The organism is Bradyrhizobium sp. USDA 3311 (genome assembly GCF_054062495.1).
This window is the reverse complement of sequence record NZ_JBSSFI010000001.1, coordinates 7,287,342-7,304,094: the sequence shown is the minus strand read 5'-3', so window position 1 is coordinate 7,304,094 and position 16,753 is coordinate 7,287,342. Positions and strand designations below refer to the sequence as shown.

The following is a 16,753-nucleotide window of genomic DNA, read 5'->3' as shown; positions in this document are numbered from 1 at the left end:
ACGAGGCGGGCGCTCGGTGACCAATTCCTTACGCACACCGTACGGCGGCGTCGTGATTGCGGCTCCCGTCACGATTCCCTATGTGCGCTACTCCATCGAAAGCGCGCAGTGGTGGATCGGCCGTGCGCTCAGCGCGCTCGTCGCGCAGGCCGGCATCAAAGCCTCCGACATCGACGGTCTGTGCGTCTCCAGCTTCACCATGGGGACTGACAGCGGGATCGGATTGACGCAGCATTTCGGGCTTTGCGTGCGATGGCTGGATACGATCCCGCTCGGCGGCGCCAGCGCCGTCGCAGGATTGCGAAAGGCGGCGCGTGCGGTTCAGGCTCATGACGCCGACATCGTGGCGTGCGTGGCGGGTGACACCAACCACGTCGATTCCTTCCGGCTGACGCTCGAGAACTTCTCGCGCTTCAACCAGGATGCCGTCTATCCCTATGGCGCGGGCGGCGCCAATGCGAGCTTCGCGCTGATCGCGCGCAACTATATGCGCACCTTCGGCGTCACGCGGGAGGATGTCGGCAGGATCGCGGTCGCCCAGCGCGCCAATGCGCTGCGCAACCCGCACGCGTTGATGAAGGCACCGTTGACGCTCGAACAGTATCTCGCGGCCCGACCGATCTCCGATCCCATCCATCTGTTCGACTGCGTGATGCCCTGCGCCGGCGCGGAAGCGTTCCTCGTCATGCGCGAAGATACTGCGGCGTCGCTGGGGCTGCCTGCGGCGCGACTGCTGTCGACGATCGAGCGGCACAATGCCTTCGCCGACGATCCGATGCAGGTGCGTGGCGGCTGGGCGATGGATATCGGCGAACTCTATGCGATGGCCGGCGTGAAGCCTGATGATCTCGATGTCGTGCAGACCTATGACGACTATCCCGTCATCACGATGATGCAGTTCGAGGATCTCGGCTTCTGCAAGAAGGGGGAGGGGGCCGAGTTCGTGCGCCAGCACGATCTCACCATCGATGGCGACTTTCCGCACAACACCTCGGGCGGACAACTCTCGGCCGGGCAGGCCGGCGCGGCCGGCGCCTATCTCGGCCTCGTCGAAGGGCTGCGGCAGGTTCTGGGGACTGCAGGCTCCACCCAGGTCAGGAATGCGAACCTCGCCTTGGCCTCGGGGTTCGGTATGATCAATTACGACCGCGGTCTCGCCTCGGGCGCCGCGATCTTTGCAGGGCCGTCGCGATGATAGAGCCGATCAATCCGCCCCGGCGCAAGAACCCGCTGCTGCGGACGCGGCTGCCTGCTTCGCCACCGCGACCGCGCAGCAGGACGTCGCATGGGTTCACGCGGGCAGCCGCCGAAGGCCGCTTCATGCTGCAGCAGTGTGATGCCTGCGGTGCCTTCGCCTATCCCGCGCGGGAGGCTTGTCCGTCTTGCCTGTCGGCCAACCTCGCGTTCGCCGATGCGCCACGACGAGGCGTCCTTCTCGCGGAAACGACGGCACGCGTGCCGAGCGACGTCTATTTCCGCGAACGGGCGCCCTGGCGCATCGGCCTCGTCAAGATGGACTGCGGTCCGACGATCGTCGCACATCTCCATGCCGACGCCGCGGAGGGCGCGCCCGTCCGCATGTCGTTTCAACTCGACAAGAGCGGCCAGGCGGTGGCTTTTGCCCATCCCGAGGGGGAGACTCCCAACATGGCAGACGACAAGCAGTGGCGGGAAATGACGGCCGATCCGAAATTCCGGCGCGTGCTCGTGACCAACGGCCGCAGCGTGATCGGCCAGGAAGCCGTCGCCGCATTGAAGGCGGCAGGCGCCAAGACGGTCTTCGTCGGTGTTGCCGAACCATGGCGGCCTTTCGCCGGCGAGAATCTGCTGCGCGGTCAGGACGGGATCGAAATCGTGACCCTTGATGCGGCCGACGAGAAATCCGCAGCTGATCTCGCCGCCGACATCGGCGGCAAGGTCGATATCCTCGTCAACACGACGGAATATGTGCGGCCGGGCGGCCTGCTCGACCGCAGGGGCACGAGCATCGCACGGGACGAGATCGACCAGGCCTATCTCGGCTTCATCAACCTCGCGCAGGCCTTTGGCCCCGGCATGCGGATGCGGGGAGCCGATGGCATCAATAACAGCGCCGCGTGGGTCAACATTCTCTCGGTCTATGCGCTGGCGAACTGGCCTGCCTTTGGCGCCTACTCTGCCTCGCAAGCGGCGTGCCTGTCGCTCTCGCACTGCCTTCGTGCCGAGCTCAGGCCCGGCGGCGTCAAGGTGATGAATCTGTTCACCGGGCCTGTCGACACCGAATGGTTTCAGACCGTGCCGCCGCCGAAGGTCGCGCCGCGCGCCATCGCGCAGGCGATCGTATCGGGGCTGAGAGGCGGGCTCGAGGAGATGTATGTCGGAGATGTCGCCGAAGAGATACGGCAACGTCTCGCGGCCAATCCGAAAGCGCTCGAGCGCGAGCTCGACAGGTGACATCGAGATTTCAACCAAGCCGGAGGACGTGACGATGCAAAGCAACAATCTCCTGGAGCTGGCGGGTGCGATTTCTTCCGGCGCGGTGCGCGTCGTCGATCTGACTTTCACGCTCAGTCCGGACTTTCCGGTCATCGTGCTGCCGCCGGAGTTCGGCCAGGCGGCGCCGGTCCGCATCCAGGAAATCTCGCGATACGACGGTCGCGGCCCGGCCTGGTATTGGAACAATGTCACGTTCGGCGAGCACACCGGCACGCATTTCGACGCGCCGATTCACTGGTTCACCGGCAAGAGCCTGCCGAACAATGCCGTCGACACGATGCCGGCCAAGGACATGATCGCGCCGGCCTGCGTCATCGACTGCTCCGCGCAGGCGGCGCAGGATCCCGATTTCCTGCTGACCGTCCCGCTCGTGGAAGCCTGGGAAGCCAAGCACGGCCGGATCCCCGAGCGGAACTGGGCGCTGCTGCGGACCGACTGGTCGAAGAAGGGCTGGCGCGACTATTCCAATCTCAGGGATGACGGCGCGCACACGCCGGGCCCGAACCCTGATGTCATGAAGTGGCTGGTGGAGGAGCGCGGCGTCATCGGATTTGGCACCGAGACCATCGGCACGGATGCAGGGCAGGCCGGCCATTTCGAGCCGCCTTATCCGGCGCATCACTTCCTGCACGGCGCGGGTCGCTACGGCCTGCAATGCCTGTGCAACCTGGATCAGCTTCCCGCCACCGGGGCTGTCATCGTCGCCTCGCCGCTGAAGATCCAGAATGGCTCCGGCAGTCCGCTTCGCGTCATCGCGCTGGTTTCGTCAACCTGAACTGAATCCATGGCGCTTGCCAATCGGAACAAGACATTCTCACGAAGGACAGGTGCCATGAACTTGATCAAGAGTCTGCTGGCCTCCACTGCGTTGCTTCTTGCCGTCCCGCACATTGCGCAAGCCGATATTCTCGTCGGCTTCGTCACCGGTCTCAGCGGGCCGGTGTCGTCGATTGGGATTCCGAACGCGAAGGGGATCGCGGCGGGCCAGGCCTATATCGGCGAGATCGGCGGCGAGAAGATTCGGGTCATCCAGCTCGATGACGGCTCCGATCCGACGTCGTCGGCGCGCAATGCCCGCAAACTCGTCGAGCAGGAAAAAGTCGATGTCCTCATTGGCACGTCCGGTGCGCCCCAGACGCTCGCAATGGCGACTGCGGCTATCGAGATGAAGATTCCGATGATCGCGGTGTCCCCGATCGCGCCGGTGCCGCCGGGCGAGGGCGGTCCCTGGGTCGTGCAGACGCCGCAACCGACGCCGCTGCTGTTGCAGGGCATCGTCGACAACATGAAGGCGAAGGGATTGAAGAGCGTCGCCTTCATCGGCTTCTCCGACGCGTTAGGTGACCTCTTCTACGATTCCCTGGTGCAGGCCGCCAAGTCGGCGGACATCAAGGTGATCGCCAATGAGCGCTACGCGCGTTCGGACTCTTCGGTCACGGCCCAGGTGCTGCGCGCGATCGCCGCGCGTCCCGATGCGATCATGCTGGGTGGAACGGGAACGCCCGGTGCGCTGCCGGTCATCGCGCTGTCCGAGCGCGGCTACAAGGGGCCGCTCTACGGCAATCACGGCATGATCAGTGCCGATTTCCTCCGTCTTGCCGGCAAGGCCGCCAACGGCATCATCTGTCCGACCGGACCGGTGACCGCGGCGGAGCAGCTTCCTGCCAGCAATCCGATTCAGAAGGTTGCGCTGGATTTCCGTGCGGCCTTCGAGAAGGCCAACGGCGAGGCGCCGACGGATTCATTCTCGTCCTATTCCTTCGACGGCTGGCTGGTGTTCGCCGATGCCGCCAAGCGTGCGATGGCAACCGGCGCCAAGCCCGGCTCGCCGGAATTTCGGACCGCGCTTCGTCAGGCGCTGTTCACGACCAAGGAGGTCGTGGGGACGCAGGGCGTCTACACCTACACGCCGGCTGATCGGCATGGCGTCGACGATCGCTCGCGCATCCTGGTCCAGATCGAGGACGGCAAATACAAGCTGTTGCCCTGAGGCGGACGCATGATCGTGGCGGAAAACGAGGGGCCGGCGAACGCCGGCGCAGCGGCCGGACGGGAGAACGCGACGCCGGCCTGGGCGCGCGCGGTGACGTCGTTTCCACCGTCGGAGCGGATCCTTTCCACCATCCTCACGCGGCAGGCGGAACGCTATGGCGATCGCGTCCTGCTGGTCGCGGGCGAGACGCGCTGGACCTTTGCGCAGACCGCGGCGATCGCGGCCGCGGCGGCCCAGGCGCTCGTCGATGCGGGGATCAAGCCGGGCGATCGGGTCGCGCTGATGTGTTCGAACCGTCCGGAATTTTTACAGGTCTACCTTGGCTGTGCGTGGCTCGGGGCCATCGCGGTCCCGATCAATACAGCGCTCCGCGGCTTCCAGCTCTCCCACATCTTCCGCAACTCGCGTCCCGCGCTCCTTGTCGTCGAGGCTCAGTTCGTTGCCGCGATCGAGAGTGTCGAGGCAGGTGTCGAGCTGCCGCCTCGGACCTGGATCGTCGGAGCTGCCAGCGGGGCGGTCGATGCCGGGCTTTCCGCGTTGCCATTGCCGGCTCTCGGAGCCGCGGCCCCGGCGGGCGCCGTGCGCCCCGGCGACACCGTTGCGATCCTCTACACATCGGGCACGACGGGGCCTGCAAAGGGTGTGTGCTGCCCGCAGGCGCAACTGTTCTGGTGGGGCATCTATTCGGCGCGGGCGCTTGGCGTTCGCGAGGGCGATGTGCTGTTCACGACGCTGCCCTTGTTTCACACCAACGCGCTGAATGCGTTCTACCAGGCGCTCCTGAACGGATGCACCTACGTGCTGGAGCCGAAGTTCTCCGCCTCCGGCTTCTGGGCCGCCGCGCAACGGCACAATGCGACGGTCGGCTATCTGCTCGGTGCGATGGCGTCGATGCTTCTGGCGCAGCCGAAGAATCCGAACGATTCGGCGCATCGTCTTCGCGTTGCGCTTGGCGGCGGCGTGCCGCCGCAAATCCACGCGCCGTTCCTCGAGCGATTTGGCGTGCCGCTGGTCGACGGCTATGGCTCGACCGAGACCAATTTCGTGTTTGCAGGAACGATCCCATCCGATCGTCCAGGGACGATGGGCTATCTCGCCAACGGGATCGAGGCGCGGATCGTCGACGAAAATGATTCAGCGCTTGCTGACGGACAGGCCGGGGAGCTGCTGCTTCGCGCAAAAGAGCCCTTTGCTTTCGCCACCGGCTATTTCGGCATGCCGGAGAAAAACGGTCGAGGCGTGGCGAAATCTGTGGTTTCACTCGGGCGATCGGGTCGTCCGGGATGCTGACGGACACTATCGCTTCATTGACCGCATGAAGGATTCGATCCGCAGGCGTGGCGAGAACGTATCTTCGTGGGAGGTCGAGCAGACCATCCAGTCCCATCCCGCGGTCGCCGCTTGCGCGATCTACCCGCTGCCGTCGGAATTGGGAGAGGACGAGGTTGCGGCTGCGATCCTGCTGGAGCCGGGCCAATCGCTGGAGCCCGTCGACATCGTCGGGCATTGCGAAGGGCAGATCGCCTATTTCGCCATCCCGCGCTATGTGCGCATTCTGAGCCAGATGCCGCTGACGGAGAACGGCAAGATCAAGAAGGGCGTGCTGCGTGACGCCGGCGTCACCGCGGATACGTGGGATCGCGAGGCGGCCGGAGTAAGATTGCGACGCTGACCGTCGCGTCCGCTCAGGGTTTTTGCAGCGCGTCCCTGACGGCGCCCTTGAGGTCGTCGAGCTCGCCGATCAATCCGTCGAACCGGTCCGCCGGGAAATCCGCCAGCAGCTCGGCGAGCCATGCGCCGTGGCTCTTGGCCATTCGCCTGAAGGTCTTGCGGCCTTCGACCGTCATACAGACGATCTGCACGCGGCGGTCGAGGTTCGACGCCGTGCGGGTGATGTATCCATCCGCGACCAGGCGGTCCACGATCGGCGTGAGGTTCCCGGCCGAGACCATCAGGCGCTTGGGCAGCTCTCCCAGCACGAGTCCGCTCGGCTCGCGGTCGAGCTGGGCGAGAACATCGAAGCGGGGCATGGTAAAATCGAACTCTTCACGGAACCGGCGCCGCAGCTCCCCCTCGATCAGGGTCGTGCAGGCGAGCAGCCGGAGCCAGACTCGCGTTTGAGCCCTGTACTCGGCCTCCTGATCCGCTCCATTCCTGGCTGAAACAGGCGTGGACTCCTTCGCGAGCGCCAATCGAATCTCCCGGGCTTGGTGGCCTGATGAAAGCTGGTGCAGCTCTCGTGGATGCCCGCAAGATAGTTCGTGCCAAAAGTAAATTCAAGGCTGAGCCCGGGTGCCTCGGACTCGGCTCTGCCGTGTCCACTTTGCATTGTTTCTCAAGATCGGCGCGGTGGCGCCGGGCGCGTCGCCCAGGCTCCTTGCAGAACCCACCTTGACAAGGCCCATGTCGACAAAATACTTTATGCTTAAAATAATTCGAGCGAGAGCTCAGGCACACGGCGCGGCGCGCGAAAGCGAGGGATCATGCGCATAGTCTGTATCGGCGGCGGCCCGGCGGGTCTCTATCTGGGCCTGCTGATGAAGCGCCGGCATCCGGAGCACGTCATCACGGTCGTCGAGCGCAACAAGCCCTACGATACGTTCGGCTGGGGAGTCGTGTTCTCCGATGCCATGATGACCGCGATGCGCCTTGCCGACCCCGAGAGCGCGACCGAGATCGAGGACGCCTTCAATCACTGGGACGATATCGAGCTCGTCTTCAAGGGCACGCGCCAGCGCACGACCGGCCATGGCTTCATCGGCATCGGGCGCAAGCATCTGCTCAATATTCTTCAGAGGCGCTGCGAGGCGCTGGGTGTCGAGCTCGTCTTCGAGCGCGACGTCGAGTCCGATCTCGAATTTCCCGAGGCCGACCTGATCGTCGCCTGCGACGGCGTCAATTCCAGAATCCGCGCGCGCTATGCCGAGCAATTCCAGCCCGACATGGTGATCCGGCCGAACCGCTACATCTGGCTCGGCACCAAGAAGGCGTTCGACGCCTTCACGTTCGATTTTCAGAGGACCGAGCACGGCTGGTTCCAGGCGCACATCTACAAGTTTGACGCGGAGACCTCGACCTTCATCGTCGAGACCACGGAAGAAGCCTACAATGCCCACGGGCTTGGCGAGCTCGATCAGCAGGCCTCGATCGATTTCTGCGAAAAGATCTTCGCCGAGACGCTCGATGGCGCGAAGCTCCTGACCAACGCCCGCCATCTGCGCGGCTCGGCCTGGCTCAATTTCAGCCGCCTGATCTGCGGCAAATGGAGCGTGTTCAACGGCAAGTCTCATGTCGTGCTGATGGGAGACGCCGCGCACACCGCGCATTTCGCGATCGGGTCGGGCACCAAGCTCGCGCTCGACGACGCCATCGAGCTCGCCAATCAGTTCGATCGCCACGGTCACGGCCGCGCCGGCATCGAAGCCGTGCTGGAAGCGTATGAGGAGGTGCGCCGCGTCGACGTGGCGCGCATCCAGAACGCGGCGCGCAACGCCATGGAATGGTTTGAGGTGGTCGGCCGGCGCTATGCCGATACGCTCGAGCCGCCGCAATTCTTCTATTCGATGCTGACGCGCTCCCAGCGCATCAGCCACGAAAACCTTCGTTTGCGCGACCGCACCTGGCTGGAAGGTTTTGAGCGCTGGTTCGCCGCGCGCTCGGGCATCGCCGTCAAGGACGGCGAGCGGGTGCTGCCGCCGATGCTGACGCCGCACCGCGTGCGCGGCCTTTCGCTCGCGAACCGCATCATGGTGTCGCCAATGGCGATGTATTCGGCTGAGGACGGGCTCATCAACGACTTCCACATCGCCCATCTCGGCGCGCGCGCCATGGGTGGCGCTGCGCTGATCTTTGCCGAGATGACCTGCGTTTCGCCGGATGCGCGGATCACGCCGGGCTGCCTCGGGCTCTGGAACGATGCGCAAGAGGCGCAGTGGCGCCGACTGGTTGGCCTGATCCACAGCCTGGGACACGCCAAGGTCGGAATCCAGCTCGGCCATGCCGGGCGCAAGGGCGCGACCAGAGTGCCATGGGAAGGGATCGATCAACCCCTTGAATCCGGTGAATGGCCTCTGATCTCCGCGTCGGCGTTGCCGTATCTGCCCCACAGCCAGTTGCCGCGCGCTATGGACCGCAGCGACATGGACCGCGTGCGCGACGATTTCGTCGCGGCGACACATCGTGCGGCGTCGGCCGGCGTCGAGTGGCTCGAGCTCCATTGCGCCCACGGCTATCTGCTGTCGAGCTTCCTGTCGCCGCTGACCAACCGGCGCATGGATGAATACGGCGGCAGCCACGAGAACCGTGCGCGCTTTCCGCTCGAGGTGTTCAAGGCGATGCGCGCGGCGTGGCCGTCCGATCGGCCCATGTCGGTGCGCCTGTCCTGCCATGACTGGACCGAAGGCGGCAACACTCCGGCCGATGCGGCGATCTTCGCCGCGATGTTCAAGGAGGCGGGGGCGGACGTGATCGATTGTTCGTCGGGGCAGGTCTGGAAGGAGGAGCGGCCGATCTATGGACGCCTGTTCCAGACGCCGTTCGCCGACCTGATCCGCAACGAAGTCGGCATCGAGACCATTGCAGTCGGCGCGATCTCCGAGGCCGATCACGCCAACTCGATCCTCGCGGCCGGCCGCGCCGACCTCTGCGCCATTGCGCGGCCGCATCTGGCCGACCCGGCCTGGACGCTGCACGAAGCCGCGCGCATCGGCATCACGTCGGTCAATTGGCCGAAGCAGTATCTGTCCGCCAAGGGGCAATACGAAAGCAATCTGGCGCGCGCCGCGGCAGCTAGCGCGCAGTGAGCGGAGGAGGGATCAGATGAGCGCCGTGGCAAAGGTCATCAAGCGCGACTGGCTGGACTGGCCGTTCTTCGAACCGCGCCATCACACGATCGGCGAGCGGCTCGACCGCTTCGTGCAGTCGGGGGCGCTCGAGACAATCGATCATCGCGATGTCGATGGCGCCTGCCGCAAGCTCGTGCGCGCGATGGGCGAGGCGGGCCTGCTCGATTGCGCGGTCGCGGCGCCCGACGGCGATGCGACGACGATCGATTCCCGCTCGATCTGCCTGTCGCGCGAGTCGCTCGCCTATGCCGACGGCCTTGCCGATTTCGCCTTCGCCATGCAGGGGCTCGGCTCCGGTGCGATCGCGCTCGGCGGTTCGGCCGAGCTGCGCAAGGCCGTGCTGCCGAAGGTTCGCTCCGGCGAATGGCTTGCGGCCTTCGCGCTGTCCGAGAAGGAGGCGGGATCGGATGTCGCGGCGATGTCCTGCGCGGCGCGCGCCGACGGCGACGACTACGTCATCGACGGCGAGAAGACCTGGATCTCCAACGGCGGCATTGCCGACGTCTACACGCTGTTCGCCCGAACGGGCGAGGCGCCGGGCGCCCGCGGCATCTCGGCTTTCGTCGTCTTTCCCGATGATCCTGGTTTCGGTATCGCCGACCGCATCGACGTCATCGCGCCGCATCCGCTGGCGACGTTGCGCTTTGCCAATTGCCGGATCCCGGCGCGCCGTCGCCTCGGCGCGCCGGGCGGCGGGTTCAAGCTGGCGATGCAGACGCTGGACATTTTTCGCGCGTCGGTCGCGGCCGCTGCCCTCGGCTTCGCCCGGCGGGCGCTCGACGAGGCGCTGTCGCACGCGCGCAGCCGACGCATGTTCGGCGCGACGCTGGGAGATCTCCAATTGACCCAGGCCGCGCTCGGCGACATGGCAACCGACACCGACGCTGCCGCGCTCCTGACCTATCGCGCAGCCTGGCGCCGCGATGTCCAGAAGCTTCCGACGACGCGCGAAGCGGCCATGGCGAAGCTGACGGCGACCGAGACCGCACAGCGCGTCATCGACCGCGCGGTCCAGATGTTCGGCGGACGCGGCGTGCGCAAGGGTGAGGTCGTCGAAAGCCTCTACCGCGAAATCCGGGCGTTGCGCATCTACGAGGGCGCGACCGAGGTCCAGAAACTGATTGTGGCGCGCGATTTACTGAAATCGCGCTGAGACGATAGAGAGAAACCGATGAGTGTGACGAGACAGCGGGGCGCGGCAATGCCAGACATGGCGAACGGTTTGCAGGTGCTCCAGCCCGGTGGCTGGCCGCAGCCAAAGGGATATGCGAACGGCATGATGGCCGATGGGCGCCTCGTCGTGACCGGCGGCGTCGTCGGCTGGGACGTTTCAGGCCGGTTTGGCGAAGGATTTGTTGCGCAGGTCCGCCAGGCGCTCGAAAACATCGTCGCGATCCTGGCCGAAGGCGGCGCGAGGCCGGATCATCTGGTTCGTCTGACCTGGTATGTCGTGGACATGGACGAATACGTCTCCAATCTCAAGGCGCTCGGCAAAGCCTATCGCGAAGTGATCGGCACCCACTATCCGAGCATGGCGCTCGTTCAGGTCGTGCGTCTTGTCGAGCCGGCAGCGCGCGTCGAGATTGAAGCGACGGCTGTCGTTCCGCGCTGAAGGATTGCGGCCTACAGGGCTGGTTCGACGTGGGCCCGGATCGCATTTCGCGGGATATCGATCCAGCCATGCTCGCGGGCCTTGGCCACCATCTCGGCATATTGCCGATCCCAGCTTGCATCGTCGGGGCGGCCCCCGAGGGTAGGGACCAGGTCAATTGAGACGAGCGCATCGCGATCATCAAGAAGCGTGATCCCGGTCCGGGCCAGCGCTTCCGGCGATGCGCCGGCATGCAACACCAGCTTGAACTTGCGGAAGTCGAGCGGTTCGGCCAGTCGGACGCTGCCGCCGGCGAAGCATTCGATGATCACGGTGCCGCTCCTTTGATGCTGGCGCGCCGGGACGCGGTGGTACCGGCCGCGGCAGGGCTGAAGTCCATTTAGCCCTGCGGCAACGCGCGCAGCGCGCCCTGAAAATTGACCAAGGGATCGCCGTTCCCGCCGCGGGTGGCGACGATCCTGCCGATGAACAGGCCGTGCGTGCCGACCATCTGGTGATGGTGCAGCACGCATTCCAGCGCGCCGATCGCCGGCTCGAGCAATGGCACGTCAAGCACTCCTTGCTCCCACGGCGCCGTCGCGAAGCGGTCGATGCCCTTGGCGCCACCGGCGAAACGCAGCGCCAGATCTTCCTGCCCGCTGCCGAGGAGACTGATCCCGAAGCGGCCGTTGGCGAGGATGGCGGCGTGCGTTTCGGAGCTCGAATTGACGCCGACGAGCAGGCAGGGCGGGTCCATGCACAGCGAGGTCACGGAGCTGACCGTCAGCCCGCGCCGCGCCGTCTCTGTTCCCGTCGCCACGATTGCGACGCCGCTCGCGAGGTTACGCATGGCCAGCCGAAACTCCGCGGCTTCGACTGAGCGGAAATCGGTCATTTGAGACATCTGACATCCCATGACATACCTCCGGGCTCGCTTCTCGCCGGTTGCGTTACGCCGAAACGGCTTCGCCTGCGACCGTGCCACGGCCGGATTTCAGCTCTTTCCGGATCGCGGGAATGATCCTGCTGCCCCATAGCTCGATCTGGCGCAGCATCGTGCGCTGGTCGAAATCGCCGAGCTGGGTCTGAAGCGCGATGTGGGTCGGTCTGAGAATGCTGATCTCTTCCAGCATGCGGTCGATCACCTGGTTGACGCTGCCGACGGGCAGGTTGTCCCGCATCGTCTCCAGGCTCATGTCGTTCGGCCCGGCCTCTTCCTTGATCAGATAGCCGTCGTCGCTCTGGGCGCGTCGGAACTTCAGGCTTTCGGAGAGCCGGCGCTGGAAGCGCGCATTGTCCAGGTACGACTGGATCTCGCTGTCATTGTCGCTTGCATAGGCGCAGCGCAGGAAGCCGAAGCGCGTGTCGTCGATGGAGCGGCCTTCGTTGGCGGCGATCCCCTCGAGGCGTTCGCGCAGGGCCTTGATGGCATCGAGGCCGTTCAGCAGCGCAGTGACGAACAGATTGTGGTTGTCGCGAATGGCGCGGCCGAGCGTCTCGCCGTGGCCGGACGTGACCCAGATCGGTGGCATCGGCTTCTGCACCGTGCGCACCGCGATGGCGGTCGGCGGCATCTTCAGGTGCTCGCCGGAATAGGAGAAGATGCGCTGCTGCATGCCCGCGTGGAGCACGTCGTAGAATTCCGCGAACAGCGAGTGCGAATGTTCGAGGTCCACGCCAAAGCGGTCGAACTCGAACTTCTGGTAGCCCGAGCCGATGCCGAGATCGAGACGCCCGTTCGAGACCGTGTCGGCAAAGCCGATTTCGCCGAGCAGCCGCGCCGGGTGATACAGCGGCAACACGCAGACGGCGGTGCCGAGCCGGATGCGCTTGGTCAGGCCGGCGCAGTGCGCGACCATCATCAGCGGCGAAGGGCAGAGGCTGTAATTGTTGAAATGGTGCTCGGCATACCAGGCCGTATCGAAGCCGGCCTGCTCGGCGGCTACGGTCTGCTCGACGGCGTTGTTGATGACCTGCTGCGAGCTCTGATGATAGCCGCGCTGCTGCGCCAGAATGAATACGCCGAATTCCATCAGTTGCTTCCTCCACCTGATCGTGGTCGCTCTTGCGATCCGTTCTCAGCAAGCTACGGGCTTGAGCGTTTTCGAACAATTGACGTATTCTGAGCATGTCCTTTGCAGAATCTGAAAAGATCGATGAATCGCCTCCAGGCCATGGAATTGTTCGTCAGTGCCGTCCGTGAGGGCAGCTTTTCCGCGGCCGGGCGCCGTGTCGGGCTCTCCCCGGCGTCCGTGTCGCGCTACATCGGCGAGCTCGAGGCGCAGCTCGGCGTGCAGCTCCTGAACCGCAGCACGCGCCATCTCGGATTGACCGACGCCGGCAAGATCTTCTTCCAGCGGACCGAGCAGGTCCTGCACGGTATCGAGGATGCCGAAGCCGCAGCGCTTTCGTTGCAGACCGCGCCGCGCGGAACGCTACGGGTGCACTCGCGGACGCTGTTCGGCATCAGGGTGCTCTCGCCGCTGATCCCGGGCTTTCAGAAGCTCTATCCGGAACTGAAGGTGGAGCTGCGCCTGTCGGAGCGCCGTCCCCAGCTTCGCGAAGATGAATTCGACGTCGATTTCCAGATCCAGGCGGCGAAAGATCCAGGCCTCATGCAGCGAAGGCTGCTGCGGAGCGAGCGGATTCTCGTGGCCTCGCCGAACTACGTCGGCCGGATGCCGAAATTGCGTGAGCCGGAGGACATCACCCGCCACAATTGCCTGACCTACTGGATGGGCCCTGATGACGTCGTCTGGAAGTTCATGCGCAGGAACAGGCTGCGCGAGATTGTCGTGCCGTCGTCCTTCGGCAGCAACAATGGTGTGGTGCTGTGCGATCTCGCCGTTGCCGGCCACGGCATCGCCCTGTTGGACGACTATACCGTGGCGGAACAGCTGAAGAGCGGGCGCCTGGTCCGCCTGTTGCCGGGCTTCCGGGTGACGAACTCCACCTTCGACGAAGGAATCTACGCCACCTTCCTCCAGAGCAGCTATCTGCCGGAGAAGATCAGGGTCTTCGTGGACTACATGGCCGAGAACGTGCCAAGGCAGGTCAAGAGATCGGCGCAGTAGCGGAGGGGCCGCTCAGGCCGGGCCAAACCGGTGCGCCGGCAGTCCGCGAACGCCAAGGCCTTCGACGGCGAACAAGCCGCCGGCATCCGGGCGGTCATCGCCGAGAGCGTGGCTGCGCGAGATCGATGTCACGTACAGAATATCGAGATCGGTTCCCCCGAACGTCACGCTGGTCGGATGGCGGATCGGCATGTCGATCGTCCGCACGATCGTCCCGTCAGGCGAAAACCGCGCGATCTTGCCGATGCGCACGAGGACCGACCAGATATACCCCTCCGCATCGATCGTCGCGCCATCGCAACCGGAGTCTTGCGCCTCCGTGTTGACGAAGACGCGCTTGTTCGCGAGGGGGCCATCCTGGCTGTAGTCATAGGCCCAGATGATCCGTCTTGCGCTGTCGGCGAGATAGAACGTCCGTCCGTCGGGGCTGAAGCACGGTCCGTTGCTCACGGCGAGGTCCGTCTCCAGAAGTTCCAGCGCGCCCGATGCGTCCAGGCGGTAGAGGCCGCCGAGCGGCGCCTCATCCGGGGGGCGGTCGCCGTGCATCGTGCCTGCCACGAACCGTCCATGGGGATCGGCCTTTCCGTCGTTCAGCCGCACCTTCGGGTGGTCGAGCCCGATCGACGGACCTTCGGTCAGCACGCGCATGTCGAAGTCGTAGTGCGCAAATCCGTGGCGTAGTGCGAGGACAGCGCCGCCGTCACGCCGCAACGCCAGCGACCCGATCGGCGCGGGCGCGCCGAATTGCTCGGTCGCGCCGGTGACGGGGTCGAGGGCGTGGATCAATCCAGCCAGCGCGTCGATCCAGAAGAGGCGCTGTCGGCGCTCATCCCAGACCGGGCTTTCGCCGAGCTGGTCCTTCGTCGTGCCGATTCGCGTGATCCGGACCACGCTCATGGTTCCTCGCGCAGGGATCGCCGGGCTTGACCGATCGGTCCGTGAAAACCTAGTTTCATTCTAAAGACCCTCATGTTGGCGCCAGGCTGACGAACGGATTGCGGAGTTCATGACCGAACTGTCAACGATGAAGGATGGCGTTGCGAACCAGGCCGAGGCCTCGGACCGCGTGCTTCAGATCCTCGCCGAGGCCGGGCGGCTGTTCGCCAGCAAGGGATTTGAGGGGACTTCGATGCGCGACATCGCGCTCGCCTGCGGCATCTCCAAGTCGCTCCTGTACCATCATTTCTCCAACAAGGACGAGATCTACGCGCGGGTGGCGGTCGGCTCGACGCTCGAACTCTACCTTTTCGTGCGCGACCGCATTCCCGACGGGCCGCCGTCGCAGAAGATTCGTGCTTTCATGGTCGCCACGGCGGAATACTTCCGGCGCTATCGCTGGGCCTGGATCGCCTCCACGACCGCCTTCTGGAACGATCCCGACCGACGGCGGCACAAGGAGAGGCTGACGCGCCGCGACCGTTTCGAGAACTTTCTGCGCGGCCTGATCCAGGAAGCCATCGACGCCGGCGAAATCCGCAAGGTCGACGTTCCCATGACCGGCCGGCTGATCCTCTCTTCGCTCAATTGGATGCATCGCTGGTACAATCCCAACAAATCCGCAACCCCGGAACAGATCGCGGAGATATTCTTCGACATGCTGTTCAACGGGCTGCGGAGCGGGGAGTTGATCGAACTTCCCGGCGCCGAGCCGCCTCGCGCCGGCCGGCGAAAATCACGCTGACCGGTGGCGGCACCGCGTGCAACGCCTCATTCCAGGGCGATGTTCTGCGCCTTGATCACCGGCCCCCAGAGCGCGGCGTCCTTGGTCAATTGGGCGTCGAGCCGCTCCGGTGCGCCGGTATCGACGATCAGGCCATCGGTTTCGAGCTGCTTTGCGATCTCGGGCTTCTGCATCGCGGCGTTGGCTGCTGCGTTCAGCCGCGCGATGACATCGCGCGGCGTGCCCGCCGGAGCGTGGAGCGCGGTCCAGAACGATGCCGTGAGGTCGGGATAGCCGGATTCGGCGAGCGTCGGTATCTCGGGCAAGCTCGTCATGCGCTTGTCCGAGGAAACCGCGAGGATGCGAAGCTGGCCGCCGCGCGCATGCTCGATCACGGCGGCGGGCGTTGCGAAGTTGAGATCGCATTCTCCTGACAGTGTCTCCATGATGGAGGCCGGATTGTTGCGATAGGCAACCTCGGTGACGGCAAATCCCATCGACTTGCCCATCATGATCCCGAACAAATGCGTGACGCTGCCCGGACCGAGCGTGGCGTAGAACAGCGGCTTGTCGCGCCCCTTGGCGTAGGTGACGAAGCTCTTCACGTCGGCGGCCGGCGTCCGTGCGTTCACGGTCAGCGACAGCGGCCCGTTGCAGAGCATGGCGACCGAGGCGAAGTCCTCGAGCTTGTAGGGCAAGTTCTTGCGGAGCAGCACGTTCAGCGAAATCGGCCCGGTGCCGCCGGCCAGCAGGACCGATCCGTCCTTCGGCGCGCGCGCGACATATTGCGATCCGACGATGCCGTTGGCGCCCGGCTTGTTGTCGACGAGAACGGGCTGGTCCAAGGTTTCCGCCATGGCCTTCGCGATCGAGCGCATCAGGCTGTCGATGGAGCCGCCGGGCGCATAGGGCACGATGATGAAGATCTGCGACGCGCGGGCCCTCACGATTGCAGGCGCGCCAAGCGGGGCGACGAGGGCGCCGGCGATGAGAGTTGTCGCCTGGCGTCGGCTGATCCTGGGCATGGGAGTCCTCCTCACGGTCGTTCTTGCTTGTCGCGAAATCTAATAACTGACCGATCGGTCGGTCAATAGGACATCGATAGGATATTGCAAG

Annotated in this window: 17 protein-coding genes; 11 read left to right on the top strand and 6 right to left on the bottom strand. The window is 65.0% G+C overall.

The features are described 5' to 3' along the window. The first annotated feature begins 16 nt into the window (after positions 1 to 16). From ACVWW6_RS35060 to ACVWW6_RS35035, 6 genes are read left to right on the top strand one after another with little or no spacing between them, the layout of a single operon-like run. Positions 17 to 1,195, top strand: coding sequence for a thiolase family protein (locus ACVWW6_RS35060; RefSeq protein WP_456682302.1), 1,179 nt, complete (start codon positions 17 to 19; stop codon positions 1,193 to 1,195). Further along, the gene (locus ACVWW6_RS35055) at positions 1,192 to 2,433 is read left to right on the top strand and encodes an SDR family NAD(P)-dependent oxidoreductase (RefSeq protein WP_456682301.1); all 1,242 of its coding nucleotides are present in this window, start codon (positions 1,192 to 1,194) and stop codon (positions 2,431 to 2,433) included. Before ACVWW6_RS35060 ends, ACVWW6_RS35055 begins: the two co-directional genes overlap by 4 nt. Before the next feature lie 34 nt (positions 2,434 to 2,467). Further along, positions 2,468 to 3,250 (top strand): cyclase family protein, encoded by a 783-nt coding sequence (locus ACVWW6_RS35050; RefSeq protein ID WP_161535548.1) that lies wholly within the window; start codon positions 2,468 to 2,470, stop codon positions 3,248 to 3,250. Between the two features lie 57 nt (positions 3,251 to 3,307). Further along, positions 3,308 to 4,465 (top strand): ABC transporter substrate-binding protein, encoded by a 1,158-nt coding sequence (locus tag ACVWW6_RS35045; RefSeq protein WP_028171993.1) that lies wholly within the window; start codon positions 3,308 to 3,310, stop codon positions 4,463 to 4,465. Between the two features lie 9 nt (positions 4,466 to 4,474). Beyond that, the gene (locus ACVWW6_RS35040) at positions 4,475 to 5,758 is read left to right on the top strand and encodes an AMP-binding protein (RefSeq protein WP_456682300.1); all 1,284 of its coding nucleotides are present in this window, start codon (positions 4,475 to 4,477) and stop codon (positions 5,756 to 5,758) included. 25 nt (positions 5,759 to 5,783) lie between these two features. After that, positions 5,784 to 6,140: an AMP-binding enzyme gene (locus tag ACVWW6_RS35035; protein WP_456682299.1), complete on the top strand. Its 357-nt coding sequence runs from the start codon at positions 5,784 to 5,786 to the stop codon at positions 6,138 to 6,140. 13 nt (positions 6,141 to 6,153) lie between these two features. Here the strand turns inward: ACVWW6_RS35035 and ACVWW6_RS35030 are convergent, their stop codons facing one another. Further along, the gene (locus ACVWW6_RS35030) at positions 6,154 to 6,660 is read right to left on the bottom strand and encodes a MarR family winged helix-turn-helix transcriptional regulator (RefSeq protein WP_011086218.1); all 507 of its coding nucleotides are present in this window, start codon (positions 6,658 to 6,660) and stop codon (positions 6,154 to 6,156) included. A 291-nt stretch (positions 6,661 to 6,951) separates the two neighbouring features. Between ACVWW6_RS35030 and ACVWW6_RS35025 the strand changes: the two genes are divergently transcribed. From ACVWW6_RS35025 to ACVWW6_RS35015, 3 genes are read left to right on the top strand one after another with little or no spacing between them, the layout of a single operon-like run. Then, complete coding sequence (locus ACVWW6_RS35025) at positions 6,952 to 9,270, top strand: bifunctional salicylyl-CoA 5-hydroxylase/oxidoreductase (protein ID WP_456682298.1); 2,319 nt, start codon at positions 6,952 to 6,954, stop codon at positions 9,268 to 9,270. A 16-nt stretch (positions 9,271 to 9,286) separates the two neighbouring features. Beyond that, a complete protein-coding gene (locus ACVWW6_RS35020) occupies positions 9,287 to 10,465 on the top strand; it encodes an acyl-CoA dehydrogenase family protein (protein WP_456682297.1) in 1,179 nt (392 codons plus the stop codon). A gap of 18 nt (positions 10,466 to 10,483) precedes the next feature. Further along, positions 10,484 to 10,924: a RidA family protein gene (locus ACVWW6_RS35015; protein WP_456682296.1), complete on the top strand. Its 441-nt coding sequence runs from the start codon at positions 10,484 to 10,486 to the stop codon at positions 10,922 to 10,924. A gap of 11 nt (positions 10,925 to 10,935) precedes the next feature. Here the strand turns inward: ACVWW6_RS35015 and ACVWW6_RS35010 are convergent, their stop codons facing one another. The 3 genes from ACVWW6_RS35010 to ACVWW6_RS35000 all read right to left on the bottom strand — a co-directional run bounded on the left by ACVWW6_RS35010 (position 10,936) and on the right by ACVWW6_RS35000 (position 12,936). Further along, a complete protein-coding gene (locus ACVWW6_RS35010; RefSeq protein ID WP_456682295.1) occupies positions 10,936 to 11,235 on the bottom strand; it encodes a hypothetical protein in 300 nt (99 codons plus the stop codon). Between the two features lie 68 nt (positions 11,236 to 11,303). Then, complete coding sequence (locus ACVWW6_RS35005) at positions 11,304 to 11,798, bottom strand: flavin reductase family protein (RefSeq protein ID WP_456682294.1); 495 nt, start codon at positions 11,796 to 11,798, stop codon at positions 11,304 to 11,306. 55 nt (positions 11,799 to 11,853) lie between these two features. Further along, positions 11,854 to 12,936, bottom strand: a complete 1,083-nt coding sequence (locus ACVWW6_RS35000; RefSeq protein WP_456682293.1) for an LLM class flavin-dependent oxidoreductase — start codon at positions 12,934 to 12,936, stop codon at positions 11,854 to 11,856. Positions 12,937 to 13,059: 123 nt separating this feature from the next. On the opposite strand from ACVWW6_RS35000, the gene ACVWW6_RS34995 reads away from it, so the two are divergent. After that, positions 13,060 to 13,977, top strand: coding sequence for a LysR family transcriptional regulator (locus tag ACVWW6_RS34995; RefSeq protein ID WP_456682292.1), 918 nt, complete (start codon positions 13,060 to 13,062; stop codon positions 13,975 to 13,977). Positions 13,978 to 13,989: 12 nt separating this feature from the next. On the opposite strand, the gene ACVWW6_RS34990 is transcribed toward ACVWW6_RS34995, so the two are convergent. Beyond that, positions 13,990 to 14,874, bottom strand: a complete 885-nt coding sequence (locus ACVWW6_RS34990; RefSeq protein ID WP_456682291.1) for an SMP-30/gluconolactonase/LRE family protein — start codon at positions 14,872 to 14,874, stop codon at positions 13,990 to 13,992. 109 nt (positions 14,875 to 14,983) lie between these two features. Here ACVWW6_RS34990 and ACVWW6_RS34985 point away from each other — a divergent pair, with 109 nt between their 5' ends. Continuing rightward, positions 14,984 to 15,658, top strand: a complete 675-nt coding sequence (locus tag ACVWW6_RS34985; protein WP_011086227.1) for a TetR/AcrR family transcriptional regulator — start codon at positions 14,984 to 14,986, stop codon at positions 15,656 to 15,658. A gap of 26 nt (positions 15,659 to 15,684) precedes the next feature. On the opposite strand, the gene ACVWW6_RS34980 is transcribed toward ACVWW6_RS34985, so the two are convergent. Further along, a complete protein-coding gene (locus ACVWW6_RS34980) occupies positions 15,685 to 16,662 on the bottom strand; it encodes a tripartite tricarboxylate transporter substrate binding protein (protein ID WP_456682290.1) in 978 nt (325 codons plus the stop codon). Between the last annotated feature and the right edge of the window lie 91 nt (positions 16,663 to 16,753).